The organism is Streptomyces xanthochromogenes, from assembly GCF_014650455.1.
Taxonomy (GTDB): domain Bacteria; phylum Actinomycetota; class Actinomycetes; order Streptomycetales; family Streptomycetaceae; genus Streptomyces; species Streptomyces xanthochromogenes.
In genome coordinates this window covers 287413-314317 of sequence record NZ_BMUZ01000006.1, presented here as the reverse complement: position 1 = coordinate 314317, position 26905 = coordinate 287413, and the positions used below count along the sequence as shown (strand labels likewise).

Annotated in this window: 26 protein-coding genes; 14 read left to right on the top strand and 12 right to left on the bottom strand. The window is 72.3% G+C overall.

Annotated elements, in window-relative coordinates; all coding sequences use genetic code 11:
• Positions 1–145 precede the first annotated feature (145 nt).
• From IE267_RS18195 to IE267_RS18185, 3 genes are all read left to right on the top strand, one after another.
• Positions 146–856: an ANTAR domain-containing response regulator gene (locus tag IE267_RS18195; protein WP_189763934.1), complete on the top strand. Its 711-nt coding sequence runs from the start codon at positions 146–148 to the stop codon at positions 854–856.
• Positions 857–980: 124 nt separating this feature from the next.
• Entirely contained in the window at positions 981–2198 is a 1218-nt protein-coding gene (locus tag IE267_RS18190) for an aminotransferase class I/II-fold pyridoxal phosphate-dependent enzyme (protein WP_167152518.1), read from the top strand.
• 128 nt (positions 2199–2326) lie between these two features.
• Positions 2327–3454, top strand: coding sequence for an MBL fold metallo-hydrolase (locus IE267_RS18185; RefSeq protein ID WP_189763933.1), 1128 nt, complete (start codon positions 2327–2329; stop codon positions 3452–3454).
• Between the two features lie 286 nt (positions 3455–3740).
• Here the strand turns inward: IE267_RS18185 and IE267_RS18180 are convergent, their stop codons facing one another.
• Positions 3741–4394: a DedA family protein gene (locus tag IE267_RS18180; protein ID WP_189763932.1), complete on the bottom strand. Its 654-nt coding sequence runs from the start codon at positions 4392–4394 to the stop codon at positions 3741–3743.
• Positions 4391–5161 (bottom strand): MBL fold metallo-hydrolase, encoded by a 771-nt coding sequence (locus tag IE267_RS18175; RefSeq protein ID WP_189763931.1) that lies wholly within the window; start codon positions 5159–5161, stop codon positions 4391–4393. Before IE267_RS18175 ends, IE267_RS18180 begins: the two co-directional genes overlap by 4 nt.
• 306 nt (positions 5162–5467) lie before the next feature.
• On the opposite strand from IE267_RS18175, the gene IE267_RS18170 reads away from it, so the two are divergent.
• The 7 genes from IE267_RS18170 to IE267_RS18140 all read left to right on the top strand — a co-directional run bounded on the left by IE267_RS18170 (position 5468) and on the right by IE267_RS18140 (position 12427).
• Positions 5468–5890, top strand: a complete 423-nt coding sequence (locus IE267_RS18170) for a hypothetical protein (RefSeq protein ID WP_167152515.1) — start codon at positions 5468–5470, stop codon at positions 5888–5890.
• A 52-nt stretch (positions 5891–5942) separates the two neighbouring features.
• A complete protein-coding gene (locus IE267_RS18165; RefSeq protein ID WP_189763930.1) occupies positions 5943–8135 on the top strand; it encodes a phage holin family protein in 2193 nt (730 codons plus the stop codon).
• A gap of 69 nt (positions 8136–8204) precedes the next feature.
• On the top strand, positions 8205–9551 hold the full coding sequence (locus IE267_RS18160; RefSeq protein WP_189763929.1) for an amino acid permease: 1347 nt from the start codon (positions 8205–8207) through the stop codon (positions 9549–9551).
• Positions 9552–9673: 122 nt separating this feature from the next.
• Positions 9674–11125, top strand: a complete 1452-nt coding sequence (locus tag IE267_RS18155) for an LmeA family phospholipid-binding protein (protein WP_189763928.1) — start codon at positions 9674–9676, stop codon at positions 11123–11125.
• A 128-nt stretch (positions 11126–11253) separates the two neighbouring features.
• The gene (locus tag IE267_RS18150; protein WP_161257105.1) at positions 11254–11448 is read left to right on the top strand and encodes an antitoxin; all 195 of its coding nucleotides are present in this window, start codon (positions 11254–11256) and stop codon (positions 11446–11448) included.
• A gap of 403 nt (positions 11449–11851) precedes the next feature.
• Positions 11852–12205, top strand: coding sequence for a hypothetical protein (locus IE267_RS18145; RefSeq protein WP_189763927.1), 354 nt, complete (start codon positions 11852–11854; stop codon positions 12203–12205).
• Between the two features lie 60 nt (positions 12206–12265).
• Positions 12266–12427 carry a hypothetical protein gene (locus IE267_RS18140; RefSeq protein ID WP_189763926.1) on the top strand — a complete coding sequence of 54 codons (162 nt, stop codon included), beginning with the start codon at positions 12266–12268 and terminating at the stop codon, positions 12425–12427.
• Between the two features lie 150 nt (positions 12428–12577).
• Here IE267_RS18140 and IE267_RS18135 read toward each other — a convergent pair whose 3' ends face one another.
• The 3 genes from IE267_RS18135 to IE267_RS18125 all read right to left on the bottom strand — a co-directional run bounded on the left by IE267_RS18135 (position 12578) and on the right by IE267_RS18125 (position 15247).
• Complete coding sequence (locus IE267_RS18135; RefSeq protein WP_189763925.1) at positions 12578–13576, bottom strand: glycoside hydrolase family 6 protein; 999 nt, start codon at positions 13574–13576, stop codon at positions 12578–12580.
• A 282-nt stretch (positions 13577–13858) separates the two neighbouring features.
• Positions 13859–14497: a GNAT family N-acetyltransferase gene (locus IE267_RS18130; protein WP_189763924.1), complete on the bottom strand. Its 639-nt coding sequence runs from the start codon at positions 14495–14497 to the stop codon at positions 13859–13861.
• 171 nt (positions 14498–14668) lie between these two features.
• Positions 14669–15247, bottom strand: a complete 579-nt coding sequence (locus tag IE267_RS18125; protein WP_229861318.1) for a histone deacetylase — start codon at positions 15245–15247, stop codon at positions 14669–14671.
• Positions 15248–15594: 347 nt separating this feature from the next.
• On the opposite strand from IE267_RS18125, the gene IE267_RS18120 reads away from it, so the two are divergent.
• Positions 15595–16032 (top strand): nuclear transport factor 2 family protein, encoded by a 438-nt coding sequence (locus tag IE267_RS18120; protein ID WP_189763923.1) that lies wholly within the window; start codon positions 15595–15597, stop codon positions 16030–16032.
• Here IE267_RS18120 and IE267_RS18115 read toward each other — a convergent pair.
• The 3 genes from IE267_RS18115 to IE267_RS18105 all read right to left on the bottom strand — a co-directional run bounded on the left by IE267_RS18115 (position 16022) and on the right by IE267_RS18105 (position 18788).
• Positions 16022–16867 (bottom strand): helix-turn-helix domain-containing protein, encoded by an 846-nt coding sequence (locus tag IE267_RS18115; RefSeq protein WP_189763922.1) that lies wholly within the window; start codon positions 16865–16867, stop codon positions 16022–16024. The two genes, IE267_RS18120 and IE267_RS18115, sit on opposite strands and share 11 nt — an antisense overlap.
• 3 nt (positions 16868–16870) lie before the next feature.
• Positions 16871–18298 (bottom strand): glycosyltransferase family 87 protein, encoded by a 1428-nt coding sequence (locus IE267_RS18110; protein WP_229861298.1) that lies wholly within the window; start codon positions 18296–18298, stop codon positions 16871–16873.
• 100 nt (positions 18299–18398) lie between these two features.
• The gene (locus tag IE267_RS18105; RefSeq protein WP_161257090.1) at positions 18399–18788 is read right to left on the bottom strand and encodes a VOC family protein; all 390 of its coding nucleotides are present in this window, start codon (positions 18786–18788) and stop codon (positions 18399–18401) included.
• 229 nt (positions 18789–19017) lie between these two features.
• On the opposite strand from IE267_RS18105, the gene IE267_RS18100 reads away from it, so the two are divergent.
• Complete coding sequence (locus IE267_RS18100) at positions 19018–20160, top strand: molybdopterin-dependent oxidoreductase (RefSeq protein ID WP_167152505.1); 1143 nt, start codon at positions 19018–19020, stop codon at positions 20158–20160.
• 83 nt (positions 20161–20243) lie between these two features.
• Positions 20244–20648 carry a hypothetical protein gene (locus IE267_RS18095; RefSeq protein WP_229861297.1) on the top strand — a complete coding sequence of 135 codons (405 nt, stop codon included), beginning with the start codon at positions 20244–20246 and terminating at the stop codon, positions 20646–20648.
• Between the two features lie 61 nt (positions 20649–20709).
• Here IE267_RS18095 and IE267_RS18090 read toward each other — a convergent pair whose 3' ends face one another.
• Complete coding sequence (locus tag IE267_RS18090; protein WP_189763919.1) at positions 20710–21555, bottom strand: TrmB family transcriptional regulator; 846 nt, start codon at positions 21553–21555, stop codon at positions 20710–20712.
• 846 nt (positions 21556–22401) lie between these two features.
• Between IE267_RS18090 and IE267_RS18085 the strand changes: the two genes are divergently transcribed.
• Positions 22402–24399, top strand: coding sequence for a putative Ig domain-containing protein (locus IE267_RS18085; protein WP_229861296.1), 1998 nt, complete (start codon positions 22402–22404; stop codon positions 24397–24399).
• Positions 24400–24647: 248 nt separating this feature from the next.
• Here IE267_RS18085 and IE267_RS18080 read toward each other — a convergent pair whose 3' ends face one another.
• The 3 genes from IE267_RS18080 to IE267_RS18070 are packed head-to-tail and all read right to left on the bottom strand — an operon-like array spanning position 24648 to position 26844.
• Positions 24648–25316 carry a class I SAM-dependent methyltransferase gene (locus IE267_RS18080; protein ID WP_189763918.1) on the bottom strand — a complete coding sequence of 223 codons (669 nt, stop codon included), beginning with the start codon at positions 25314–25316 and terminating at the stop codon, positions 24648–24650.
• Positions 25310–26044 carry a TIGR04282 family arsenosugar biosynthesis glycosyltransferase gene (locus IE267_RS18075; RefSeq protein ID WP_189763917.1) on the bottom strand — a complete coding sequence of 245 codons (735 nt, stop codon included), beginning with the start codon at positions 26042–26044 and terminating at the stop codon, positions 25310–25312. Before IE267_RS18075 ends, IE267_RS18080 begins: the two co-directional genes overlap by 7 nt.
• Positions 26041–26844, bottom strand: a complete 804-nt coding sequence (locus IE267_RS18070) for a glycosyltransferase family 2 protein (protein WP_167152499.1) — start codon at positions 26842–26844, stop codon at positions 26041–26043. The genes IE267_RS18075 and IE267_RS18070 overlap by 4 nt, the downstream gene beginning before the upstream one ends.
• Positions 26845–26905 lie beyond the last annotated feature (61 nt).

Here is a 26905-nt window from a genome sequence, read left to right as displayed (position 1 = left end):
TCACCCCCGTGCCGGAGCCTCGCTGTTTCGGAGCCCCGCGGTTTCGTCGTTCCCCGCCGTTGTCCACCTCCGTCGTCCTGCGCCGTCGGCCCCGCCGTTTCGGGAGTCGGGGGCCGGGCAGCCGCAGGAGGAGGAGGTTTCTGTGATGCTGCCCGAGCCGGAACATCAGGAACCCGAAACCACCACCACCGCACGGCGTCTCTCCCTGCTCGCCGAACAGTCGGTGCGCTGCGCGCCGGCGTGCTGCGGCGCGGTGACCACCATCAGCGGCAGCGGCCCCGAACGCCGGATCACCGCCACCCACCCCGACCTCGCGCCCCTCGCCGCCGTCCAGCTCGCCTGCGGCGACGGTCCGATCCCGAGCGCGCTGGAGGCCGGTGAACCCGTCGACACCGAGGACCTGTTGACGGAGGACCGCTGGCCCGGCTATCGCGCCCTCGCCCTCGAATCCGGCGTACGCTCCAGCGTCACCCTGCCCTACCGGCGATCGGGGATCGAGGTCACCGTCAGCCTCTACGGCTACCGGCCCGGCTCCCTCGAACAGAGCGTGCGCGGCCCCGTCGGCATCCTGGTCAACGAGATCACCACCGGCCTGCTCCGCGACCGCCGCTATCGCGCCGCGCTCGCCGAGGTCGGACAGCTGGAGACCGCGCTGCGTTCGCGCTCGGTCATCGACCAGGCGAGCGGCATCGTCATACACGTCCTGGGCTGCGAGGCCGAGCAGGCCTTCGGACTCCTTCGCACCATCTCGCAGCGCACCAACCGCAAACTCGCCGAAGTGGCCGAGGCGGTCGTACGCGCCAAGGGCCGGGGCCTGGAAGCCGAACTGTCCGCCCTCGCGGGCCACCAGCGCTGACCCCGTCGCCTCCGGGTGCCCGCAGCACCCGTATAAGCGGCGCGGTGTGCCAAACCTCCGTATAAAGGCAGGAAAGGCATGAAAGGCACGGCTCGTGCCGGACAGGGCCCGAGGAGGAAACGGGATGCAGGGGACGGCGGCCACGGGGCGCGGACCGGTGCGCTACGGACCGCCCGCGCCCGGACCCGGGCTGCCCGTGCTCCCGGAACTCGCCGAGGCCCTCGCCTCGGCGGCCGGGCGCACCGAGCCCGAGCCGCCCGGCGGCGGCCCCGAACTGCGCGAGGCGGCCCGCGGCTACTGGCTGCGCCGAGGCCTGCCCACCCCGGCGGAGCGGGTCGTCGCCGCCCCCGGAGCCCAGGCCCTGCTGATCGCCCTGCTCGGCGCCTACGGCGGTGACGTCCTGCTGCCCCGGCCGTGCCCCGCCTGGTGGAGCCCGCAGGCCCGCCTGCTCGGCCGCCCCTCCTACCACGTGCCGACCCCGGCCGAGTGCGGCGGCGTACCCGACCCCTACGCCCTGCTCGAAACCGTCCGCCGGGTACGCGCCGAAGGCGGCAGGCCCCGGCTGCTCCTGCTGTGCGTGGCCGACGACCCGACCGCCACGGTAGCGCCGCCCGAGACCGTGAGGGAGGCCTGCGAGGCGGCCGTCGGCGAAGGGCTGCACATCATCAGCGACGAGACCTGGCGCGACACCGTCCACCACCCGCACGAGACGGTGCCGATCAGTCCCGCCGAGATGTGCCCCGAGGACGTGACCGTCCTCGCCGACCTCGGCGGCGCCTTCACCCCGCCCGGCTGGCCCGCCGCCGTCGCCCGCTTCCCGGACACCGCGGCCAACGCCCCGCGCCGGGCCCGCACCCTGGACGTCCTCGCCGCACTCGGCGCGGTCGTCGCGGCCCCGCTGGCCGCGGCGGCCGCCCTGGCGCTCACCGAGCCGGCCCCCGTCGTCGAGCGCACCCGCCGGGCCGCGGCCCTGCACGGCCGTATCGCGGCCGCCGCCCACCACGCCGTGCTCGACGCCGGCGCCCTCGCCAGGCCCCCACAGGCCGGGCGCCACCTCTACGCCGACCTCGGCCCGTTCCGTGCCCGTCTCGCCGCCCACGGCGTCACCGACTCCATGGAACTGGAGGACTACCTGACGGCCCGCCTCGCGGCCCCCGCCCCCGGCGGCCACCGTTTCGGCGACGAACTCGGTGCCCTGCGCGTCCGCCTCTCCACCGGCCCGCTCCTCGGTGCGACCGAGGAGCAGCGCCTGGACTCCCTCGAAGCGGCCGACCCGCTCCAACTTCCGCACGTGCGCGAGGCGTTGGACCGGTTCGCCGCGGTGTTCACGGAACTGCGCTGACCCGTGACCGACCGCCGCCGCGCCCCCACCGAGCGGCCTCCCGCACCGGCCACCCCGGGCCGCCCCCTGCTACTGCACCGCCCGCCCTGCCACCGACCCGTGCGACGCCACCGAACGGAGTTGCCTCGATGACGGAACAGACGGAACAGACGGAACAGACGGAGAAGACGGAGAACTCGGCCCAGGTGCATCCGACGGATCGGCCGGATCGGGCGGATCGGCCGGATCGAGCGGATCGGCCGGATCGGGCGGATCGGAGTGAGCCCCCGGGGCCGGGCACGGGCCCGGGGGCTGCGCTGCAACCGCTCGGTGAGCTGCGGCGCTGGCCCCGCTCGTTCGCGGACCGCCTCACCGCCCCGCTCCCCGGGGTACGTGCCATGGCCCGTCTCGCGCGCGAGGGCGCCATCCGGCCCCGCCCGGAAGGGCTGCGTGCCATCCCCGACCTGCCGTTCGCGCCGGGGCCCCTGCCGGCCGCCGACACCGACACGCTGGCCGTGACGTGGGCGGGGCACGCGAGTTGGATCGTCCGCATCGGCGGGCTCACCGTTCTGACCGACCCCGTCTGGTCGCGGCGCATTTTCGGCATCCCGCCCCGGATCACCCCGGTCGGAGTGCGCTGGGAGGACCTGCCGCCGGTCGACGCCGTCGTCATCAGCCACAACCACTACGACCACCTCGACGCCCCCACCCTCAAACGGCTCCCGCGCGACACACCGCTCTTCGTCCCGGCGGGTCTCGGCCGTTGGTTCCGGCGCCGCCGCTTCCACCACGTCACCGAGCTCGATTGGTGGGAGGCGGCCGAATACAAGGGCGTCCGTTTCGACTTCGTACCGGCCCACCACTGGTCCAAGCGCGGGCTCACCGACACCTGCCGCTCGCTGTGGGGCGGCTGGGTCCTGGGCGACCGAAGGCAGCGCAGGCTCTACTTCGCCGGGGACACCGGGTACGGGCACTGGTTCAAGGAGATCGGCCGCCGGTACCCCGACATCGATCTCGCGCTGCTCCCCATTGGCGCGTACGCCCCGCGCTGGTGGCTGCAGGACGTCCACACCGACCCGGAGGAGGCCGTCCAGGCCTTCGCGGACCTGGGTGCCCTGCGGATGGCACCGATGCACTGGGCGGCCTTCGTCCTGTCCGCCGAACCGGTCCTGGAGCCGCTCACCCGCGTGAGAGCCGCCTGGGCGCGGGCCGGCCACCCCCGAAAGGACCTGTGGGACCTGCCGGTGGGCGGTTCACGGGTGCTGGCGGAGTCCTGAGCCGAGCCCTTTCGGAGGACAGCGTGGAGGTGACGCGTGAGAGCGCTCTCGCGCGGCCTGATGCCATGCCTTGCTGAGCCCTCACTGAGACCGAGAGCGCTCTCACGCGCCGCGCCGACGAGCGGCCATACCGCAGCCGAAAGACCGAGAGCCCTTTCACCGGCCCTCCCCCCGGCGGGAGCGCTAGCACTGGCCCCCTGCGGGCTCGCTATCACTAGCCCGGGTGGGATCGCTATCACTAGCCCCGGGTGGGAGCACTACCATCAGCCCCCCCCCGGGAGCGCTCTCACCCACCCTCCGGCGCAACCGGCCCACCCCGCCGTCGCCGGAGCCGCCGCCACCCCGCCGGAGCGCCGCTGATCAGCAGCGTCAGGACCACGGCCACCACCACGCCCTTCCACGGCTCGTCGAACAGGGAGCCGCCGAGGATGCCGATCAGGCCGTACGCACCCGCCCACGCGAGGCACGCCGGGATGTCGCCGTGTATGAACGCCCGCAGCCGCATCCCGCCGAGCAGGCAGGCCAGCATGATCGGAATCCGCCCGGCCGGCACCAGACGAGAGAGCACCAGGACCACCACCCCGTGGTCGTCGAGCTTGCGCTGGGCCTGTTCCAGGTGGTCCGGCGCGACCCGTCCGCGCAGGGCGGCGAGCCAGCGCGAGCCGTTCTTCGAGCGCACCCCGCGCTGCCCGAGCCAGTACAGCGCGACATCACCGATGAACGCGGCCAGCGCCCCCACGCCGAACACCAGGAGCAGCGAGAACCAGGCGGTCTGGTGGAAGGCCACCACCGCGGCGGTCGAAACCAGGGCGCCCGTCGGCACCACCGGAAGCAGTGACCCGAGGGCGACCAGGACGAAGAGCGTCGGGTAGCCGGCGGCCTGCTGGGTCGTCTCGGGCGTCACCACCCCGGCGACTGCCAGCAGCCGGTCGGCGTTCATCGGGTGGCCTCGATCCGCACGTTCTCGCCGTGCCCGAGCCGGTGCACCGCAGCCTTCGGAGCGAGCCGGGCCGCATGGCGTACGAACTCCTCGCCCGGCGCGTGGAACTCGTGCGGCCGCACCCCGTCCATGCCGATCGGCCAGTAGGTGCCGTAGTGCACCGGCACCGCGGAGAGCGCTCCCAGCAAGGCCAGTGCCTCGGCCGCACGCCCCGCGTCGAGATGGCCCTGTCCCAGGTACGGGCCCCAGCCGCCGACCGGGAGCAGCGCCGCGTCCACGGGCCCTACTGCGTCCGCCATGCTGTCGAAGAGGCCGGTGTCCCCCGCGAAGTACGTCCTGGCCGTCCCCTCGACGACGTAACCGAGTGCGGGGGAGCGGAGCGGTCCCACCGGCAGCCGGCGGCCGTCGTGCAGGGCGGGCACGGCCCGCACCCGGACGTTCCCGATCTGGACGGTGTCGCCGGCGCGCACCTCGGTGACCTGTGCCCCGAGCCGTCGCAGCCCGGGCACCGCACGGGCCGCCCCGGCCGGAACGATCAGCCGGGTGCCGGGCGCGACCCGGGCGAGCGAGGGCAGGTGCAGATGATCGGCGTGCAGGTGCGAGACGAGCACCGCGTCCGCCACCGCGGCCTCGGGCGGCGGGACCGCGCCCCGGCGCCGGCGCAGATGCGCGAGACGGCGCGCGAACAGCGGATCCGTGAGCAGCCGCACCCCGGAATCCTCGATCGTGCAGGTGGCATGACCCCACCAGGTGACCTCCACCGGCACGAAAACCTCTTCTCCGCTCGACGACGACGCATGACGACCGATGACGAGCCTAAGTCTCCCCGCGCGCAAAGCACGGCCCGGCCATTGCGGTCCGCCCGTCCGGGGTCGTCCCGTCCGCCGGGCAGGACGTCCGCGGTGGTCCCCGCCCGCCGGGCAGGCGTCGCACACCAGCAGCCGTCCGTCGGCGAGGACGTGGAGCCCGAGCCGTCGCCCTGTCGGGAGGACCGGGCCGCTGTCAAGGCAGGGAGAGGGAGGGGATAGAGGGGGAGTAGGGTCGGCCCCCGGCAGTTCGTACAGGGGGACGACATGGGCGACACGGACCGCACGGACGATGTACGGGTGGCGGCGATCGCCAGTCTGACCCCGCTCGAGGAACTCGATCGTGACCCCTTCCTGGTGGACACCCGCAGCCAGCACGAGATGTGCGTGAAGTGGGCCGCGGGCCGCGGCTACGTCATCACCCGACAGCTGCTCATCTACGGTCTGCGACCGGACCACGTGGGCCTGTGGGCGGACGTGGACGCGGGCCTCGTCGACGTCTTCGTGGCGCCCAACGAGCGTGTGCTGGCACGGGCGTTGACGTCCGCGGCGGAGTTCGCCGCCGAGTGCGAGCGCCGCGGGGTGCGCCTGGAGACGGCGGGCCTCGACGAGCCGGGCTACGACGGTGCCAAGAAGGCGCACATCCACCGGCGCCTGTCGATGCCCACCGCCGGGTACGACGGCTGCTGACCCGGCGGGCGCCCCTCGCGGCAGGCCGACGCCACGGCTCCCACCTCCCCTTATGGCAGGGTTGGGAGGCAACAGGCGAGGCGAGAGGCGGGCGGCAGTGGGGCGATGGCGGACGACGGGCAGCGCCCTGCTCCGGGTGATCGTGGTGTGGGTCGTCTCGACGCTCACCATGATGCTGCTGGCCGGTGTCCTGCCCGACTTCAAGCTGACCTCCGACAACGGCGAGAGCATCACCCGCGTCGCGCTCACCGCGGCGTGGGGCGCGGGCGCGTTCGGGCTGCTCAGCGCGCTGGTCTGGCCGCTGGTGGTGCGGGCGTTCCTGCTGGTTCCTGCGCTGGTGCTCGGCCTTCTGGTGTTCTTCCTCAACGGTTCGCTGCTCCTGGTCGCGCTGCGCCTCATCCCGACCGGCCACGGCGCGGCCGAGCCCGAGACCGCGGTGATCGTCGCCGCCGTGATGTCGGCGGTGGCGTCGGCGACCTCGACCGCGCTGGCCGTCCGTGACGACGACGCCTACCGGCGCAGGCTCTCCCGGCTCGCCGACCGGCGCCGGCGCGGGCGCGGCCTCGATTCGTCGCCGCAGCCTCCGGGCGTCGTCTTCATCCAGCTCGACGGCGTCGGTGAACGAACGCTGCGGCACGCCGTCGACACCGGCCTGATGCCGACCGTGGCCGCCTGGCTCCAGGACACCCACCGGCTCACTCCCTGGCGCACCGACTGGTCGAGCCAGACCGGCGCCAGCCAGCTCGGCATCCTGCACGGCAGCAACTTCGACGTGCCGGCCTTCCGCTGGTACGAGAAGGAGAGCGGCGAGGTGATGGTCTCCAACCGGCCCGCCTCCGCCGTCGAACTCCAGCGCCGGGCCGTCGAGCGCACCGGCGACGGCGGGCTGCTCGCCCACGACGGGGCCAGCCGCGGCAACCTGTTCTCCGGCGGCGCCGAGCAGGTGGCCCTCGTTCTGACGGCGGCCGCCCGGCGCGGGCGCCGCAACCGCTCTCGCGCCGGATACTTCGCCTACTTCTCCGACCCCGCCAACGCGGTCCGTACCGCGGTCTCCTTCATCGCCGAGGTCGGCCGCGAGCTCGCCCAGTCGACCCGGGCCCGGGTCCGCAAAGAGACACCGCGCATCAAGCGCGGCGGCCTCTACCCCTTCATCCGCGCCTTCGCGACCGTCGTCGAGCGGGACGTGGTGGTCGCCGCCGTCATGGGCGACCTGCTGGCCGGGCGCACCGCCGTCTATGCCGACCTCGTCGCCTACGACGAGGTCGCCCACCACTCCGGGCCGCGCGGCCGCGACACCGACCAGGTGTTCAGGCGCCTCGACCGTTCCCTCGCCCTCATCGCCGGCGCCGCGGGGCAGGCCCCGCGGCCCTACCGGATCGTGCTCCTGTCCGACCACGGCCAGAGCCCCGGCGAGACCTTTGAGAGCGCTTTCGGGCTGACCCTGAAGGACCTCGTGCGGGCCGGGTGCGGGCTGCCCGTGCCGCGCCGGGCCCGGCGCACCCGCAGCGGCGCGGAGGCCCGGTACGCGGTGCGGGTCGCCCTGCACCGGCCGGTCGAGGAGGGCGAGACCCACCCGCCGCAGCGCGAGTCCGACCCGGTCGTGCTCGCCTCCGGAAACCTCGGCCTGGTCTCGTTCCCCGACACCGAGGGCCGCATGACCCGCGAGCAGATCGACCGCCGCCACCCGGCGCTGCTCACGACCCTGGCGAACCACCCCGGCATCGGCTTCCTCCTCGTCCGCAGCGAGGAACACGGTGCGGTACTGCTCGGGCGCGCCGGAAGCGCGGTGCCGCTGGCCCAACTCGCCGACGGAGAAGGCCCGTTGAAGGGATTCGGGCGTGGCGCCGCCAACGCGGTGCGGCGCACGGACACCTTCCCGCACACCGCCGACATCATGGTCAACTCGATGTACGACCCGGCCACCGGACAGGTGCACGCCTTCGAGGAGCAGATCGGCTCGCACGGCGGGCTCGGCGGCGAGCAGTCGCACCCCTTCCTGCTCTCCCCCGTGGAGCTCACCGAACCGGTGCCGCACGGCGGACAACTGGTCGGCGCGGAACAGGTCCACCACGTCCTGCGGCGCTGGCTGGGCGAGGGGCAGGGGCCGCAGATCCCGGTGGGCGCCGCGGCCGTGACCGGGATGGAGGCCGAGGCCGCGACCGGGCTGGAGGATTCGCCGCCGACCGCGCGAACGGAAGGATCATTTCCGGTTCTTGGCCGGGCGGCACAGGACAAAACCTGCTGATTTGGCGCACTGCCTCACGTACCCGACCATGGTCAGGTTTGTCCCGTACGAGAGGCCTGCCACCCCGTCATGACCACGCAAGAAACCCAGAGCAAGCACGCCCGGCAATTCGGCCTGCCGGTCGCCACCGCGCTGGTCATGGGCAACATCATCGGCGGCGGGATCTTCCTGCTGCCCGCCTCCGTCGCCCCGTTCGGCACCATCAGCCTGGTCGCCTTCGCCGTGCTCACCGCCGGAGCGATCACGCTGGCCCTCGTCTTCGGCCGGCTCGCCGAACGCCATCCCCAGACCGGCGGCCCCTACGTCTACGCCCGTGCGGCCTTCGGCGACTTCGCCGGGTTCCTCGCCGCCTGGTCCTACTGGATCACCACCTGGGTCTCCAACGCCGCCCTCGCGGTCGCCGCCGTCGGCTACCTCGACGTACTCATACCCGTACGCGAGTCCAAGGCGGCGACGATCACCGCGGCCCTGGTGCTCCAGTGGCTCCCGGCCCTCGCCAACCTCGCCGGTACCCGCTACGTGGGAGCGGTCCAACTCGTCGCCACCGTACTGAAGTTCGCTCCGCTGCTGCTCGTCGCGGTCGGCGGCCTGTTCTTCTTCGACCCGGCCAACCTCGGCCCCTTCCAGGCGGGCGGCCAGTCCGGACTCGGCGCGATCTCGGCGTCCGCCGCGATCCTGCTCTTCAGCTACCTCGGAGTCGAGTCCGCCGCCGTCAGCGCGGGCGAGGTCCGCGACCCGCGCCGCAACGTCGGCCGCGCCACCATTCTGGGCACGCTCGGCGCCGCCGTGATCTACCTCCTGGGAACGCTCTCCGTCTTCGGTACGGTCCCGCACAACACGCTCGTCGCCTCCACCGCACCCTTCACGGACGCCGTGAACTCCATGTTCGGCGGCTCCTGGGGCGGCACCGCGGTCGCGCTCGCCGCCCTCGTCTCGATGGTCGGCGCGCTCAACGGCTGGACGCTGCTCAGCGCCCAGACCCCGTACGCCGCCGCCAAGGACGGCCTCTTCCCGCAGGTGTTCGGCAAGAAGCGGCGCGGCGTCCCGACCGTCGGCGTCCTGGTCACCGCCGTCCTCGCCTCGCTCCTCACCGTCTACAACTACACCGCCGGGTCCAAGGGCGTCTTCGAGATCCTGGTGCTGGTGACCACGTTCACGGCCACCGTCCCCTACCTCCTGTCGACCGCCGCCCAGATCTACTTCCTCGCCTCCGGCCGGCCGGAGCGCGTCAGCCGCTCCCGCCTGGTGCGTGACGCGGTCCTCGCCGTCCTGGCCTTCGGCTTCTCGATGTGGCTGGTGGCGGGCTCCGGTTACGAGGCCGTCTACCAGGGCGTCCTGTTCCTCTTCGCGGGCGTCCTCGTGTACGCCTGGATGGCCGCCCGCAAGCAGCGCGACCGGGCCGGGGCCGAAGCCTGACGTGTTGTTCACCACGATCGCGGCCCCCGGAAGGGGCGTGCGGGCGGCGGGGTCCGGGGCATAACGGACGTACCGCCGGTAGCGGTTGCGGACGAGTGGATCATGTGTGGTGGGATGAGGTGATGCGAACCCCCACCCGCATGCATCCCCGTTACCGCAACCCCTATGACGAACTGGCCGCACTGGCCGACCCCGAGCCGGACCCCCACCCGGCCGACGAATCCTGGACGAACCCCGCTCCCACGTCCCAGGAAACGACGTACGCCACCCAGGAACCGGCTCGTGCCGCCCAGGGGCCTGCCCCTGGCAGCGCCGAGATATCCCAAGCGGCGGCCCGCCGGGCCCCGGCGGATGCGCTGGGCGGACCCGCCCCGGGACCCGGGACGCACACCTTCGTCGACGGCGACATCGACGGCGACATCGCCGGAGCCGGAGCCGGAGCCGGGACCAGGACCGGCCCCGGCCCCGGCGAGGACTTCTTCGCCGAGCCGCGTGGCCGCCGACGCCCCGGGCCCGGGCGTCGCGCCAGGCGCGGCCGCCGACGGCGCAGCAGCCTGCTCGCCGCCGTGCCCCGCACCGCGAAACTGCTCGTCGCCCTGGCCGTGGGCGGCGGATTCCTGGTCCTCGGTGACCGGTGTGCGGTGATGTACGCCGAGAAGAAGGCGCAGCAGGAGCTGCAGTCCGAGCTCCACCTGGAGGCCGCGCCCGAGGTGGACATCCACGGCTTCCCCTTCCTCACCCAGGTGCTGGACAAGCGCCTGCAGCGCGTGGACGTGACCGTGCCGCACGTGCCGGCCGACCGGATCTCGCTGGCGAAGGTGCAGGCCGGAGCCCAGGACATCCGGCTGACCGGCCATCTGCCGAGCGACATCAGCGGCGCGGTCATCGGCCGGCTGAACGGCGAGATCACGCTCTCCTTCGACGACATGAACCGCGAACTGGCCGCGTCCCAGGTCAAGTTCAGCCGCCGAAGCGACAACACGGTAGGCGCGGAAGGCAAGTTGAACATCGCCGGCCAGGAGCTGCGCGTCAGCGCGGAGGCCCGGCTGAGGCTCGTGGGCGACCGCGGCCTGTCCACCGACGTCGGTGGCATGAGCCTGGACATGCCCGGCATCGCCACCTATCGGCCGGGCCGCGACCGGGGCCTGACCCTGCACCGCGAGACCGCCGAACTCATCAGCCGCGACACCGCCCGCGCGAAGGCGCTGCTCGCGGTGCCCGCCGTGGTCAAGCGGCTCGGAGTGCCGGACAAGGACGTCCAGTTGGCCCTGCACAATGAGGAGAAGCTCCACGAGCTGGTCGGCACCCCGCGGTTCGCCGAACAGCTGACCCACGTCAATCTCGTCGACGTGGTGGTGGACCACCCCTGGCTGCTCTCGAAGATCGGCATCGACCCGAAACTGATCGCCGGCGTGCTCGCCATGCGCCCCCCGGAGCTGTCCGACCGCCTGTCCTTCTCCTTCACGCTCCCCAAGCAGGCCCAGGACCTGCACCTGCGTGCGGTGCGCGTCGAGAAGAACGGCATCGTGGCGACCGCCTCCGGCGCGGGCCTCGCGATCGGCAAGGGCAAGTAGCGCGTGCCCTGCGCACGGCAGGGTGCCGCCAATGCCTCCGCCCGCCCCCGGTGCGGGCGGACTCTGGGGGTGCGAACCCTGCCGAATGCGCGGATGCTGGGTGTGCCAGCATCCGCAAGGAGGCAGATATGTCCATGCTCGACAAGCTCAAGGGTCTGATCAAGGGCCACCCGGACCAGGCGCGACAGGGCGTCGAGAAGGCGGGTGACGCCTTCGACGCGAAGACCGGCAACAAGTACCAGAGCCAGGTCGACACGGCGCAGCAGAAGCTCAATGAGCAGCTGGGCACCGACCGGCCGCAGAACCCCCCGCCGGGAACCTAGCCCCGCCGGAAACCCGGCCCGCCGGGAACCTGGGCGGCCGGGAGTCTCGCACGGCCGTCCCACGACAACCCGGCCCTCCGTGCCGTGACCACGCCTCCGCCCCCCGCCGGCCCCGCTGGACCGCGCCCGGGGGCGGCGCGTGGCGGGGCGACCCGCTTCCGGCACTCCCGGCACTCCCGGCCCTTCCGCGCGACGCGCCGAGGCCATCGACACCTGGCTGTGCGCGTACGTGTGGGACAGAACGGCCTCAGGTGCCCGGTGAGGCGCCTGGCTCCGCCCGACCGGCGGGGTCGATACGCCAGGAGTGGCGAGGTCGACGCGCCGAGCCCGGCGGGGTCAATACGTCAACGGGAGTCACCCGGTAGAGCGGATCTGTCCGGTTCCGCGCACGTCACCGGCACCGATGGGCAGAGCTGTCCTCGTGCCGTCCGCCTCCCTCGCCACCCTGCGCCGCGCCCTCGTGGTGCTGCTGGTGCTCGGTGCGCTGTTCGGGGCGGCGCCCGGCGTGCAGGCGTGCGAGGGGCGGACGGTGGCTTCGGTCGAGGTGTCGATGGCGCCCGAACCGTCCAACGAGGGCGTGCCCGACGCGGCCGACGCGGTCCTTCCCGTCCAGCCGGGCCGGATCGCCCGCCCGGACCGCCCCACGGCGGTCGACGCTGGTCGGCCCGAGCCGGCACCGACACCCGCCACCCCGAACGAAGACGCCCGCAGGCCTGCCACGGCCACGGGCGTCCGCTGTGTGGTGCTGCGCTGCTGACCGTTCCGTACGGAACCAGGTCGGACAGCCAACTCACATACACAGCAAGGTGGTTCAGCCATGCCCATCGACCCCTTCGCGGCGCTCAACGCCATGATCCGCGCCGAAGCCGCACGCGTACGGCCCCCCGGTGTCGGGGTCCCCGAGGACGGGACGAGCCCGGCCGAAGGCGAGGAGGAGCGCGCGAGGCAGCAGCGCCAGGACGACCGACAGACCGGCTAGGAGCGGTCGGTAGCGGGCCCCACTGGGAGCGGGGGCCGCCAGAAAGGGAGGGGGCGGGCTCCCGAGAGCGCTCTCGGGAGCCCGCCTGGCCAGATCGGGCGCCAGGTCTGCGCGCCGCCGAACCCGGTGTTCGACGCGCTCAGCGAGGCATTATGGCTGCGCCGCGCGGGCCAGCCCGAGGGCGTACTCGGGCCACCAGCGCCCCGCCGCCGGGCCGCCCCGGCAGGCGCCGTCCGACTCGCCGGGGCGCTTGATCCACAGGTAGGCGTCGATCAGGGCGTCCCCGGTGGCCGTCGTGGGCGGCGTACCCAGGGCCCGTCCTGGCGGGTTGCACCAGTTGTCGGTGCCCGTGCCCGCGTAGGGGCCGTTGCCGTTGCGACTGGTGTCGACGACGAAGTGCTTGCCGCCGAGTGCGGCCGACAGCCGGTGCCCGTACTCGGCGCTGGAAGCGTTCGTCTGGAACGACGAGACGTTGAGCGCGAAGCCGTCCGCCTGCTCCACCCCGGCCTGCCGCAGCGGTTCGAGCAGCGTCGACTGGTCGCTGATCCAGGCGGAGTGCCCCGCGTCGAGGTACACCTTGGTCGCGGGCCCGCGCTTCAACTCCTTTACCGCATAGGCGAGAAGCGAGAGCCGCTCGGCCGACGGCGCTCCCTGGCAGCCGCTCACCAGGTGGGCGATCGCGTCCGGCTCGACGACGACGACGGCGGAACGGTCGCCGATGCCGCGCGCGAACGCGTCCACCCACGTCCGGTAGGCGGCCCCGTCCTCGGCGCCGCCGCGCGACTCGCCGTCGCAGTCGCGGTAGGGGATGTTGTACGCGACGAGGACCGGGACCCGTCCGGCGCGGGCGGCCGCCCCGGTGAGGCCGCGCACCTCCTGCTCGACCCCCTCCGGATGCGGCCAGTCGGCCTGGGGCCGCAGCGAGATGCGCTCGATCAGCGCCGCGTCCGCGTCCCGGCCGGCCCGCCGCCACTCGGCGACCTGCTCTGCGGCCGGCCCTGCCGGGTTCACCCAGTACGGGCCCGGATACGGATCGGCGGGGGCGGGCACCGGGGCGCCCGGAGCGGCCGGAGCGGCGAACCCGAGTGAGAGGGCGGCGGTGAGCGCCGCGAGGCCGTAGCGGATACGGGAGCGTGACCAGCCGGACATGAGGACTCCAAGGATGCCGAACCCACTGATTCCGGAGATCTTGGCATCCGGGACTGATCGACCGCCCGGATCCGGGGCCGTACGGGGGAACCGGCGTGTACGGCGTGGCCCCTTCGCTGCCGGTGCTCCGGCCGCTTGTGGGCGCTCTCCTGCGAGCGCTCTCCTACGACGGGGTTCGTCGGCGGGGTTCGTCGGCGGGTTTTGCGTGCTGTGCCCAGGTCGGCCTGTACGGCCGGGGCAGCCAGGTAGGCCAGATCGGTCAAGTCGGCCTGTACGGCCGGGTCAGTCCGCCTCGCGCACGTGGAGGTGACCGTCCCGGGGGTAGGGCGGCTCGGCCGGGAGGAGCCGTTCGAAGAGGTAGCCGGTCTTCGCCGCCACGCGGCACGAGGCGAGGTTGTCGACCTGGTGGATCAGTTCGATGCGGCGCAGGCCGTCGTCCGCGAACGTTGCGAACGACCAGCGTGAGAGCGCTTCCACGGCGCGTGGTGCCACACCCTGCCCGCGCGCGTGCGCCATCACCCAATAGCCGACCTCGGCGCTCCCGGGGCCGGAGGCATCGGTCCACCTGAGGGAGACGTTCCCCAGCACGAGGCCTTCCAGAGCGCCGAGTTGATCGCCTCGGCCCGATTGGCCCGAGTGGTCTGACCGGCCCGACCGGTCTGCGTGCACTGCCTGCTCGGTGTGCGCCTCCACGGCGGCGCAGACCGCGAAGGAGAGCCGAGTGCCGTTCTCCCTGCCCCGGCGCTGGATGTCGAGCCAACACCGCGCATCCTCCCGGCTCGTGATCGGCCTGGGGGTCCAGCGGGATATCTCGGGATCGCCGTAGGCCTCGATCACCGTCTCGACATCGTCCGCCCGCCACGGCCGCAGCACGAGCCCGCCCGTGGCCGCAGTCCCCGCCACCCGCAAGGTTTCCGTCATCCCCGTCATCCCCGTGGCCCCTCGACAACGCGCTCTGTGAAGTCCCGGCGTTCGGAGTCCATGTCGAGGACCCGCGCCGGAGCCACCAGGGTACGGAGGGCGGACCCGACGGCTCCTCGTGGGTCGGGGCCCCGTCAAATGCGTTACTCCGGAGAGTAGTTGCACGGGCTGTCACTCCGTCAGGAGGTTGGCTACCGCGCGCTCGGTCCACAGGCCCGCCGTGCCGGGGCGCCCCGCCAGATACGCGGTCACCGTGCTCTCGTCCCACGCGCCCGTCTCCAGGAGTCCTTCCGCGAGATGCCTGAGGTAGGCGGCCGAGGGCGCCGTCCAGGGCACCTCGTCCATGCGCCAGGGTGCGGTGAACGTGAGCACGGGGCGCCCATCGAGCCGTCCGCCATGGACGAGGGTCTCGTAGCGTCCTGGGCCGAGGGCGGACCGCCCCGTACTCAGTACCTCGCCGAGGTCGAGGTCCGACCCGGGGTCCCGGTACATCTCCTGCGCCGCGATATCGGCGAACTGACCGACCGTCACCAGATGGGCGCGCGCGTACACAAGCCCGTCCGCCGCCGGGTCGTAGAAGGCACGGCCACCCCGCCAGACGGGGGACCGGGTCGCGAAGTACAGTGCGCCCGGGAGTTCCACCGGCACCGACCGGGCGGGCGGCCGCCGGTCCCGGCAACCCGGGTAGGACCGGGCAGCCCCCTCCGGACGCCCGCCCTCGATGTAGTGGGCGAGGCGGTCGAGATGCATGTTGGAGCCGTACGAGGCGTACCAGATCAGCCCGCCCGATCCTGAGCCGTTCGGCTCGCCGGAGTCGTCCGGTCCGGAGCCGTCGGGGCTCGGGGTGTCCGATCCCGGGGTGTCCGAGGTGACGGGACGCCGGTCAGGCGTGCTGTCCTCCACCGCAGTTACCTCCGCCCTCCGCAGCTGTTGCGCCGCAGCCCGTCGGATCTCGTCCGTCCGCCCATTACCTCGGCGGTAATCGACCCCCGGTCCGCCTCGCGGCACAGTGGGGGACATCGGGACCCGGGCGGCGCACTCCGGCCGGGTCTCGGGTTCCCGACCAGGTAGAACGTACTTCACGGAGGCTGATTTCCATGTCCGAGAACCGCTACGAGACCGCCGTCGCACGCTACTTCGAGGCGTGGAACGCCCGCTCGGCCGAGGCTGTCGCCAGGGCCGTGGCCGCCGGGTGGACCGAGGACGGCGGCTACACCGACCCGCTCGCGGAGGTCACCGGACACGACGCGATCGCCGCAGTGATCGCGGGGGCGCAGGCGCAGTTCCCGGGGTTCGAGTTCCGCCTGCTCGGCGCGGTCGACGGGAACCACGACATCGCCCGCTTCGGATGGGAACTGGTGGCGGTGGCCGACAGCTCCGCGCCCGTCGCGGGATTCGATGTGATCGCCCTTGCCGAGGACGGCCGGATACGTTCCGTCGCCGGATTCCTGGACCGCGTACCGGCAACGGCAGAGGCAACGGCAACGGTCCCGGAGCCCGCTGCGGCCTCGGCTACGGCTACGGCTACGGCATGAACGACTGAAGGTACTTCGCCGTCTCCGGGTCCGCCGGCAGGAACGTCTCGATGGCCAGCTCGGAGACGGTGACGTCCATCGGCGTGTTGAACGTGGCGATGGTCGAGACGAAGGAGAGCACCGTGCCCGCGTGCTCGATGCGCAGGGGCAGCGCGAAAGGGAACGTGGGGTGGGCGGCGGCGTCTCCCGGCCGTGGTGCGGCGTCTCCTGGTTGTTGTGCGTCGGCCGGCCGGGAGTGCGCGGGGGGCACGAGATGCGCGGCGACCTCCTCGTACAGTTCGCGCAGGGTGTCGCTGCGCAGCAGGGCGATCTGCCGCTCCATCTGTTCCAGGAGGTGGCCGCGCCACTCGGGAAGATTACGGATGCGCGGGGCGAGGCCCTCGGGGTGCAGGGTGAGGCGCATCGCGTTGACCGGCGGGGCGAGCAGATGCGGAGCCACACCGTCGAGCAGCATCCCCATGCCCCGGTTGGCGGCGACCACCGTGTACGTCGCGTCCACCACCAGCGCCGGGTAGGGGTCGTAGGCCCGCAGCAGCCGCTCCATTCCCTCGCGCAGGGCGCTCATCGACGGGTCGTCGAGCGGGGTCTGTGCGTAGTGCGGGGCGTAACCCGCCGCCAGGAGAAGGGCGTTGCGTTCACGGACCGGCACGTCCAGGTGCTCGGCGAGGCGCAGGACCATCTCCTCGCTCGGGCGGGACCTGCCGGTCTCGATGAAGCTGATGTGACGGGCCGACGAGCCGGCGCGCAGGGCGAGCTCCAGCTGGCTGATCCGGCGCTGCTCGCGCCAGCCGCGGAGCATCAGCCCGACTCCCGTCTCGAGTGAGGCAGTTGTCATACCTCAGACACTATCTCGCCCCTGTGACAGCGCCCCGGCCTGACCCGCGTCGCACTCCGGGCGTCGCCGCAGGCGCAGCAGGGACCCCGCGAGGACGGCGCCCGCCGCGACCGCGTACGCCGTCGTCGCCACCGGGAAGCCCGGTGCGGCCCGGGCCGTCACGTAACAGGCCGCTCCCGCTCCCGCGACCGTGAGCCACTCCCAGCGCCCGTCCAGTGCCACGAGGGCGACCAGGAGCAGGGCGTACCAGGAGTAGCCGGGGGTGAGGAGCAGGAACGCCGAGCCGAGCAGCAACAGGCCGCCCGACCACGGGCGTTCGGGCCTTCCGCGCCGCAGGACGTGGACCGTCACCGCGCACAGAACGACGAGAGCCACCGGCAGGGACCAGCTCGCGGGCAGTGCCAGGCGCAGCAGGGCGAAGCGGCCGCGCGCGTCGGGATCGTCGTACCCCTCCTCCTCGGTGTATCCGCCGAGGTAGCCGAACACCGAGGAGTGCGAGGCGAGCACGTACGGGAGGTAGGAGAGCGCGATCAGAGCCGCCGTCGAGAGCAGTACGGTGACCGGCCGCCGCCGCAGCACCGCGGGCAGCACCACGGCCGGCAGCATCTTGACCGCGACACCCGCGCCGATCAGCGCCCCGCCCAGGGCGGCCCGCACGCGGCTGATCGAGCTCTCGGGACCGTGCCCGGTCGTCAGCGCGCCGAGGCCCGCGACCGTCAACAGGACGGCCAGCACATCGACATGGGCGTTGTTGACCGCCTCTACCGGAAGCGCGGGACACCACGCCCAGTACGCGGCACCCGACACCCGACCCGGTGCTCCGTCCGGTCCGCGCCGCCGCAACAGGCGCACCAGGACGAGCGTCGTGCCCACCGCACACAGCGCGCCGCCGATCTGGAGCGGTTTGATGCGGGCGGAGCCGGGCGAGATCTCGTTCACCACAAGGAAGTACGCCTCGGCGACCGGCGGGTAAATGGTGTGCACCGACGGCCTGTTGAGGCGGGTGCAGCCGCCGTCCACCCGGGCGTGGTCGGGCAGTGCGCACTGGGCCGGGTCGGTGGGGAACAGCCAGGGGTCGCGCAGCCCGGCCAGCTCGCGGTCGCGCGGCGCGTGGTCGTAGGGGGAGATCCCGGCCGCCTGTACCCGGCCGTCCCATGCGTAGCGATAGGAGTCGGTGCTGGTGCGCGGCGGGGCGAGCAGGCCCGTCGAGGCGATGGCGATGCCGCCCGCGACGATCAGTGCGGCCTGCCTGCGCACCGGAACCTTGCGCAGCGACCAGGCGGTGGCACCGAACAGCAGCCAGGAAGCCGCGTACCACCAGGAGAGCCCGCCCGGGTCGGTGTTGTAGCCGTCGTGCAGGACGGTGAGGGCGAGCACCGCGGAGAGCGCGGCGAGCAGGGCGGCGGTGCGAACGGTGGATCCATGAGTCACGCCGTGAGCCTGCCAGCTCCGGGGCGCTCCGGACGGCAGGCCGCCCCCGCCGTCCGCGAACCGTAAGGTTCTGCCGCACATGCGGAGGCGGCCCGGTGAATTACTTCCAGCCGCCGTACGGAACGGTCAGGATTTCCATTCCGTGTCCGGCCGGATCAGGGAAATACACCCCGCGCCCGCCGTCGTTGTGGTTGATCTCGTTCGGGTGCTGCTGATGCGGATCGGCGAAGTACGGCAGCTTCATCCGCTTGATCCGATCGAATGCCGCGTCGAATTCCTCTTCGGATACGAGGAACGCGTAATGCTGCGGTGTGATGTCCGTTCCCTCGGGTGCCGTGGCGAAATCGAGGGTGACGCCATTGCTGGTCGAGACGGGGATGAAGGGTCCCCATTCCTTCCCGACCTCAAGGCCGAGGACTTCGCCGAGGAACTCGGCGGAAACCCGCTTGTCGCGGGCGAAAACGATCGTGTGGTTCAACTGTACTGACACGGTGGAATGCCTCCAACAGGCATCTCACAGGCACCTCCATGTCTCACCCGGCCGGTGACCGACACGCGATGCTGCCGGAAGATCCTAACCGCACATCGACGGCCTTGTCACGGAATTGATCGCGTCGGCCCATTCCTCTTCCGGACACCGGCCATCCGGGCGCCGGCGTTCGCGAACCGTAAGGTGTCGACCCGCCCGGAACGACGGCCCCTCGCGGTGGGATGGGAGCATGAAGCCACGACTCCCCGCAGTGCGGCCGCCCACCTTCCGCGGCCGGCTGCACGACGCCCGTACGGCGACCTCCATCGGCCGCTGGCTCGGCGCCGCGATCGCGGTCTGCTTCGGCACCGGACTCGTCAGCCACTACCTCCAGCACCCGCCCGACCGGCTGGTCGACGTGCTCCCCAGCCGGCCCCTCTGGGGATACCGGCTCACCCAGGGCCTGCACGTGGCGACCGGTATCGCCGCGATTCCGCTGCTCCTCGCCAAGCTGTGGACCGTGTACCCGAGGCTGTTCGCCTGGCCGCCGGTGCGTTCCGTGCGCCACGCCCTGGAGCGGCTCTCGGTCGCGGTCCTCGTCGCGGGAGCGCTCTTCGAACTGTTCACCGGGCTCCTGAACACCGTGCAGTGGTACCCCTGGCCCTTCTCCTTCGTGCCCGTGCACTTCGCGGTGGCCTGGCTGCTCGTCGGCGCGCTGCTGCTGCACATCGCCGTCAAGTACCCGGAGATCAGGGCGCATTGGAGCCGCGAGTCGTCGGGAACGCTGACCCTTCCCGCGACCGACGGGCCCGACCGGCGCTCCCTCCTGACCGGCGTGGCAGCCGCGGTGGGCGCGGTCACCCTGACCACCGTCGGCCAGTCCCTCACCCCGCTCAAGGCCTTCGACCTGCTCGCCCCGCGCCACCCCGACCACGGTCCCCAGTCGCTCCCGGTGAACCGGACCGCGGCGGCGGCGGGAGTCGCCCAAGTCAGCGCTGCTGCCTACCGGTTGACGGTGTCCGGACCGAATCCGTACACCCTCACCCTCGAAGAACTCGCCGCCCTCGCTCAGCACGAATCCGTCCTGCCCATCGCCTGCGTCGAGGGCTGGAGCAAGTCCGCCCACTGGACGGGCGTGCGCATGACCGACCTGCTGCGCCGGGCCGGCGCGCCGCCGGACGCGCGGGTGCGCGTGACGTCCCTGGAGCGCTACGGCGCGTACCGCGTGATGGAGATGGGCCGGGAGTACGCCCACGACCCGCTGACCCTGCTGGCCCTGAAGCTCAACGGGCAACCCCTGACGCCGGATCACGGCTACCCGGCCCGCATCATCGCGCCGAACCGCCCCGGCGTGCTGCAGACCAAGTGGGTCACCAGGCTGGAGGTCCTGTGATGCGTACGGGGATGCGGAGGCTCAACGGGATGAGGATGCCCATGGGAATGCGGAGGCCCACGAAGATGCGCAGGCTCACGGGGGTGCGTACGGTGCTCGGTGCGGCGGGCCTCGCGCTGATGGCGCTCGGCGCGGTGCTGCTCTGGGGGCAGGCCACGCGCTGGAACGTAGTGATCTGGCTGGCCGGGGCCATCGTCGTGCACGACGGGCTGATCGCGCCGCTGGTGCTGGGCGCGGGCCTGATGCTGGGCGGCGTGAGGAACCGTGGCCTCCTGCGCGGCGCGTTGCTCTCCGCCGCGTGCCTCACCTTGATCGCGCTTCCGCTCCTCCTGCGTCCGCTGCCGACGGCCAACTCATCGGTGCTGCCGCTGAATTACCCGCGGGGACTGCTGATCTCCCTGGCGGTGGTCGCCGCCGTCGCGGGGCTGGTCGGGGTAGTGCGTCGAGGGAGGGCGAGGTCCAACAGGCGTCGTCCGAACGCTCGTTGAGGCGTGCGCTCGATGCCGCGTGACGTGACCGGCCGTCCGATTCATGCGGCGGCCAGCCCCCTCAGTCCAGCTCCAGAGCCGCGTCCTCCATCGGCTCTGCTGCCTCCCTCATCGGCTCCGCAGCCTCCCACACGCTCTGGAACGCCAGCCGCAGACAGGCCGCGAGCGCCGGGTGCTCGATGTACAGGGCGGTGGTGGCGCCCGTTCCCGCGACCGGGTCCGGCATGTCGCACAGCACCAACGAGGCGTCCGCGATGACCAGTTTGAGCGGAAGGTGCTGTGCGAAGCGGGCCTCCTCGCCCGCCTCGGTGAAGCGGCGTACGTTCTCCAGGACCTCCTCGTCGGCGAGCGCGTCGTGCGTGTAGAGCGCCCGCACCGTGCCCTTGGCGCGGCGCAACCGTCGCGTCGCCTTGATCCCGCTCGTGTTCGCGGCCGGCGCGACGAACGGCGGCATGCAGAAGGTGAGGAGTTCCGAGTCGGCCTGCTCCTGGATGTCGGCGAACCGCTCGGCGATCTGCCGTTGGTCGCGCAACACCTCGATGTAGTCGAGGGGGTCGGTGTGCGCCCGGCCGTCAGCCCACAGTGGGAGCAGCGTCGAGGTGAGCCCCGCCGACACCTTCTCCAGCCTTTCCAGGGACTCCCTTTGACGGCTCATCAGACGGGTGAGCGCGAGCTCCGGCGCGACTGCCGTGAACGTGGCGACCCTGCCTCGGTGGGCCACCGCCAGCTGGGCGCGCACCAAGCCGTCGAGGACGTCGTAGATGCGCTGCCGCGGCACCTCCGCCTCCCGTGCCACCTGCGCGGCGGTGTAGGAGTCGCGCCTGACGAGGGCGAGGTAGACCCGTGACTCGTAGCGGGACAGGCCCAGCTCGACGAGATCGTTGACCGACCCTTCATCAGCCTCCATGCGCATCCCCGTCCGGCTCCGTGTATGTCTTCCCCCGGCAAGCTGCCCGCCACCGTATACACGTACACCCGGCTCTGAGCAGCCCCGTGATCCTTCGGATTCGGCGGGCGCGCCCTGCGGTGATCCATCCCCTTTCGAGGGAAAGGCTTTGCCTCGGGCTTGCCTAACGCTGTTGTCGCCCTCGTCGGCCGTCGCTACCTTCGTCCCTGCCACCACTTGAGCGGGTGGCAGTATTCGCGAGGCGCCACCGTCACGCACTGATCACGCAATGCCGCACTCGCTGATCATGTGCACCTACGTACCGCCGAACGTGCCGCACACACCGCCGATCGCACCGCACGCGTACCGCGATCACATCGCACACGCACCGCATCGCACACGCACCGCATCGCATACGCACCTCATCGCATCGCACACGTACCGCACAACGGGCCGCACTTGTGACGCCGATAGCGCATCCGCCTTCGACCGGCGTTCCGCACACGCCATACGTGCTCCCGTCATACGTGCTCCCGCCATATGTGCTCCCGCCATATGTGCTCCCGCAACACGTGCTGCCGCACTACGTGTTCCTGCACCATGCGTCCCGCACCACGTACGGGCGCACGTACCGCCCCTTGACGCGCCACGTACGGCCACACCACCACGGAGTGCCGTACCGCGCACTTCCGCACCGCAACACCACGTACTGCCGACCGCGCCGGATCAGTTCCGCCGAACACCCGAACGCTCAAGACCCGGATATCAGGACACCCGGATGGACTCGGATGTGCCCGGATGTCCAGCTCCCGGCACCTCGCCGCTCGCCCCGATCCGGCGAACCAACCCCCCATGGAGGGCAGTTCCTTGTACTCGAAGAGACCCTTCGGCTTCCCCGGATTCACCCGCCGGGCCGCCACCGCCGCGCTCTCCGCGGCGGCCCTGGTCACCGGCGGACTCATCGCCGTCGCCCCGTCCGTCGCCGCGGCCACCGACAGCGGCAGCGCTCAGCCCGCCAACGTCCAACGGCTGTGTGCCCAGCAGGCCAAGGCCGGGATGATGTCCTGCCTGGCCCTGGCGCGTACCGACGTCCAGCACCACCTCGGCATATCGCCGGCCGCGGCTCCCTCCGGCTACGGCCCCACCGACCTCCAGAGCGCCTACGCCCTGCCGTCGAGTGCCGGCGCCGGTGCGACCGTGGCGATCGTGGACGCGCAGGACGACCCGAACGCCGAGTCCGACCTGGCGACCTACCGCTCGCAGTACGGGCTGCCCGCGTGCACCACCGCGAACGGCTGCTTCAAGAAGGTCGACCAGAACGGCGGCACCAACTACCCGACGGCGGACTCGGGTTGGGCCGGTGAGATCTCGCTCGACGTCGACATGGTCAGCGCCGTGTGCCCGCAGTGCCACATCCTGCTCGTCGAGGCGACGTCGGCGAACATGGACGACCTCGGTGCTGCCGTGAACCGCGCGGTCACCATGGGCGCCAAGTACGTCTCCAACAGCTACGGGGGCAGCGAGGACTCGACCGACCCGAGCTCGGACGCCTCCTACTTCAACCACCCGGGCGTTGCCATCACCGTCTCCTCCGGTGACAGCGGCTACGGCGTCGAGTACCCGGCGGCCTCCCAGTACGTGACCTCCGTCGGCGGAACTTCGCTCAGCCGTGCCAGCAACACCCGCGGCTGGTCCGAGTCGGTCTGGGGCTCCAGCTCCGGCGGGGAGGGCGCGGGCTCCGGCTGCTCCGCGTACGACCCTAAGCCGTCCTGGCAGAGCGACACCGGCTGCGCCAAGCGCACCGTCGCCGACGTGTCCGCGGTCGCCGACCCCAACACCGGTCTCGCGGTCTACGACAGCTACCAGGCTTCCGGCTGGAACGTGTACGGCGGCACCAGCGCCTCCTCACCGATCATCGCCGGCGTGTACGCGCTGGCCGGCACCCCCGCCGCGAACACCAACCCGGCGTCCTACCCGTACGCCCACACCTCATCCCTCAACGACGTCACCTCCGGCGCCAACGGCAGCTGCAGCCCGGCCTACCTGTGCAAGGCGGCCGCCGGTTACGACGGCCCGACCGGTCTCGGCACCCCGAACGGCACGGCGGCCTTCACCGGCGGCACCAGCACCGGCAACACCGTGACGGTGACCAACCCGGGGAACCAGTCGACGCAGGTCAACACCGCGGTCTCGCTCCAGATCCACGCGACCGACTCCGGCAGCGGCCAGTCGCTGACCTACAGCGCCACCGGCCTGCCGGCGGGCCTGTCCATCAACGCCTCCACCGGACTCATCTCCGGCACCCCGACCACCGCCGGCTCCTCCAACGTCACCGTGACCGCCAAGGACGCCACCAATGCCAGCGGCTCGACGTCCTTCACCTGGAACGTCACCACGTCGGGCGGTGGCTGCACCGCGTCCCAGCTGCTCGGCAACCCGGGCTTCGAGACCGGCAGCGCCGCACCCTGGTCCGCGACCTCGGGCGTCGTCGACAACTCCACCGGTGAGGCCGCGCACTCCGGCTCGTGGAAGGCCTGGCTCAACGGTTACGGCACCACCCACACCGACTCGCTGTCCCAGACGGTGACCATCCCGGCCGGCTGCCACGCCACCCTCAGCTACTACCTGCACATCGACACCAAGGAGACGACCACCACCACCGCCTACGACAAGCTGACGGTGACGGCCGGTTCGGCCACCCTGGCGAGCTACTCCAACCTCAACAAGAACACCGGCTTCGCACAGAAGTCCTTCGACCTCTCCTCGTACGCGGGGCAGACGGTGACCCTCAAGTTCAACGGAGTGGAGGACAGCAGCCTGGCCACGTCGTTCGTCATCGACGACACGGCGGTCAACGTGAGCTGACCTCAACACGCGCGGGGCGGGGCGGGGTTGAACCCCACGGGATCGACCCCCCCACGGGATCAAACCCCCACGGGATCAAACCCCCACGGGATCAAACCCCCACGGGATGGAACTCCCACGGGATCAAACCCTCACGGGATGGAACTCCCACGGGATGGAACTCCCACGGGAGGGGAATCCCACGGGAGGGGAATCCCGTGGGGTGGATCCCCGCCCCGCCCCTTCGCACGTCGTACCGGCGCCTTCCCCTAACCGCGCCGAAGGGCCACGAACGGGCGGCCCGCCGAGGTCCAGCGCCCGGCCGGACGCCAGCCCAGGGGACGGGCGCAGGACAGCAACGCGGCTGTACCGAGCCGTGCCCAGGGGAAGTCCCCGCCCACCGCCCCGTGCGCGCCGGAGACCCGGACCCGGAGTCGCTCGTCGATCTCGTACGGAGCCGTCTCAACGATCAACATGCCGTCAGATACGACGAGTTGAGCGATCCGGTCGAGCAGCTTCGCCGGGTCGCCGCCGATCCCCACGTTGCCGTCCATGAGCAGTGCGGTGTCCCAGCGGCCCTCGCCCGGCAGCCGGTCGAAGACCGAGCGGCACAGGGCGCTGCCGCCCCAGTCGCGGGTGCGGCGGACCGCTTCGGGGCTCACGTCGACGCCCAGGGCCGCGACTCCGTCGGCGGCGAGCGCGGCCACCAGGCGGCCGGGCCCGCAGCCGATGTCCAGGACCGTGCCCCGGCAGCGCCGCAGCACCGTCCGGTCCGCCAAGTCCGGTTCCGCACACCAGCGTTCGACGTCGAGCGGCAGCAGCCAGCCGTCGGGTCTGCGCAGGAACAGCGGGCCACGCCCGGAGCGCAGGGCGTCGGTATAGGGGTCGGCATGCCAGGCGGCCGGAGCAGCGGCGGGGGCTGAGAGCGCTCTCACCATGCGTGCGGCCAGGGTGTCGAAGGCGCGCCCTGGCCGGACACGGCCGCGAGCGGCGCCGGCGGGTGAGGCTCGGGGCCGGTAGTCACCGGGCGGCCCGCATCGAGGGCCCGGGCGAATCGGCCCAGCGGCGCGAGCTCCGCGACCAGGCGGGCATCCCGGGCGGTGTCCACATCCCGCAGCCACGCCAGCTCGCGCACCACGAGCCCGGCGTCGACCAGCCGCTGACGCTGGACGCGCCCGGTCTCGGCCACCGACATCGGCACCCCGAGCAGCAGGGCGGGGTCGGGGTCGGTCAGGCCGAGCGCCCAGAACCCGCCGTCCTCGGCCGGCCCGAACCACGCCTCGCCGGGGCGGGGATCGGCGAGCGCGGGCGCGAGCAGGGCCGGGCTCACCTGCGGGGTGTCCATGCCGATCAGCAGTGCGGGCCCGGAGCACGCCGCGAAAGCCGCCGCGATCCGCTCGTCCAGACCTCCCGCGCACTGCGGCAGGACCTCGAAGCCCGGCGGAAGCCACGGCCCCGCCTCGCCGTCGAGGACCAGGACCCTTCTGCGTACGGGGGTGGCGAGCGCCGCGTCGAGGGTGTCGGCGAGCGAGGCCTCGGCGATGCGCGCCGCCTCCTGCGGGGTGTACGGCGGAGTGAGCCGCGTCTTGACCCGGCCGGGCACCGGCGCCTTCGCCAGGACGATCAGCGTCGTGTCCGAGGCCCGCCCGTCTGCCGCGCCGCTCATCGCACGCCTGCCGGAACGCGCTCGGCCACCGCGGGCTCGGCCAGCACCTTGCGCATGTCCCGCACCGCGTGCCAGGTGCCCCGCCATGTTCCGGTCACCTTGGACTTACCGGTGCGCGGCAGATAGGGCACGTCGTACTCCGCCACCCGCCACCCCGCGTCCGCCGCGCGGACCACCATCTGCAGCGGGTAGCCGCTGCGCCGGTCGGTGAGGCCGAGCCCGAGCAGCGCCTCGCGGCGTGCCGCCCGCAGCGGGCCGAGGTCGTGCAGCCGGAGTCCGGTGCGCCGCCGCAGCATCCGGGCCAGGGCCAGGTTCCCGGCGCGTGCGTGCGGTGGCCAGGCGCCGGGACCCTGCGGCCGCCGTCGGCCGAGCACCAGATCCGCGGTGCCGGACGCCACGTCCCGTACGTAGCGGACGAGCTCGGCCGGATCGAGGGAGGCGTCGCAGTCGCAGAAGCAGACGTACTCGGCCTCGGCGGCGAGCAGCCCGGCGTGACAGGCCGCGCCGAAGCCCCGGCGGGGCTCGTGGACAACGGTCGCGCCGAGCGAGCGGGCCACTTCGGACGAACCGTCCGACGAGCCGTTGTCGACCACGACGGCTCGCCAGCCGTCCGGGATGCGGGCCAGCACCCAGGGAAGTGCCTCGGCCTCGTCGAGGCAGGGAAGCACCACGTCCGCGACCAACCCTCGCGGCGCGGAGGGGGGAGTCGGAGGGGGAACGGGAGGCGGCGACCCGGGGGTTGCGGAGGGGGATTCAGTCACGCCCTCACCGTACGAATTCAAACCGGGCAAAACAGACATCGGGTTCTTACGAAACGCGGACGTCCCCCGGTCGGGGCCCACCCGGAGCTGACGGACGCCT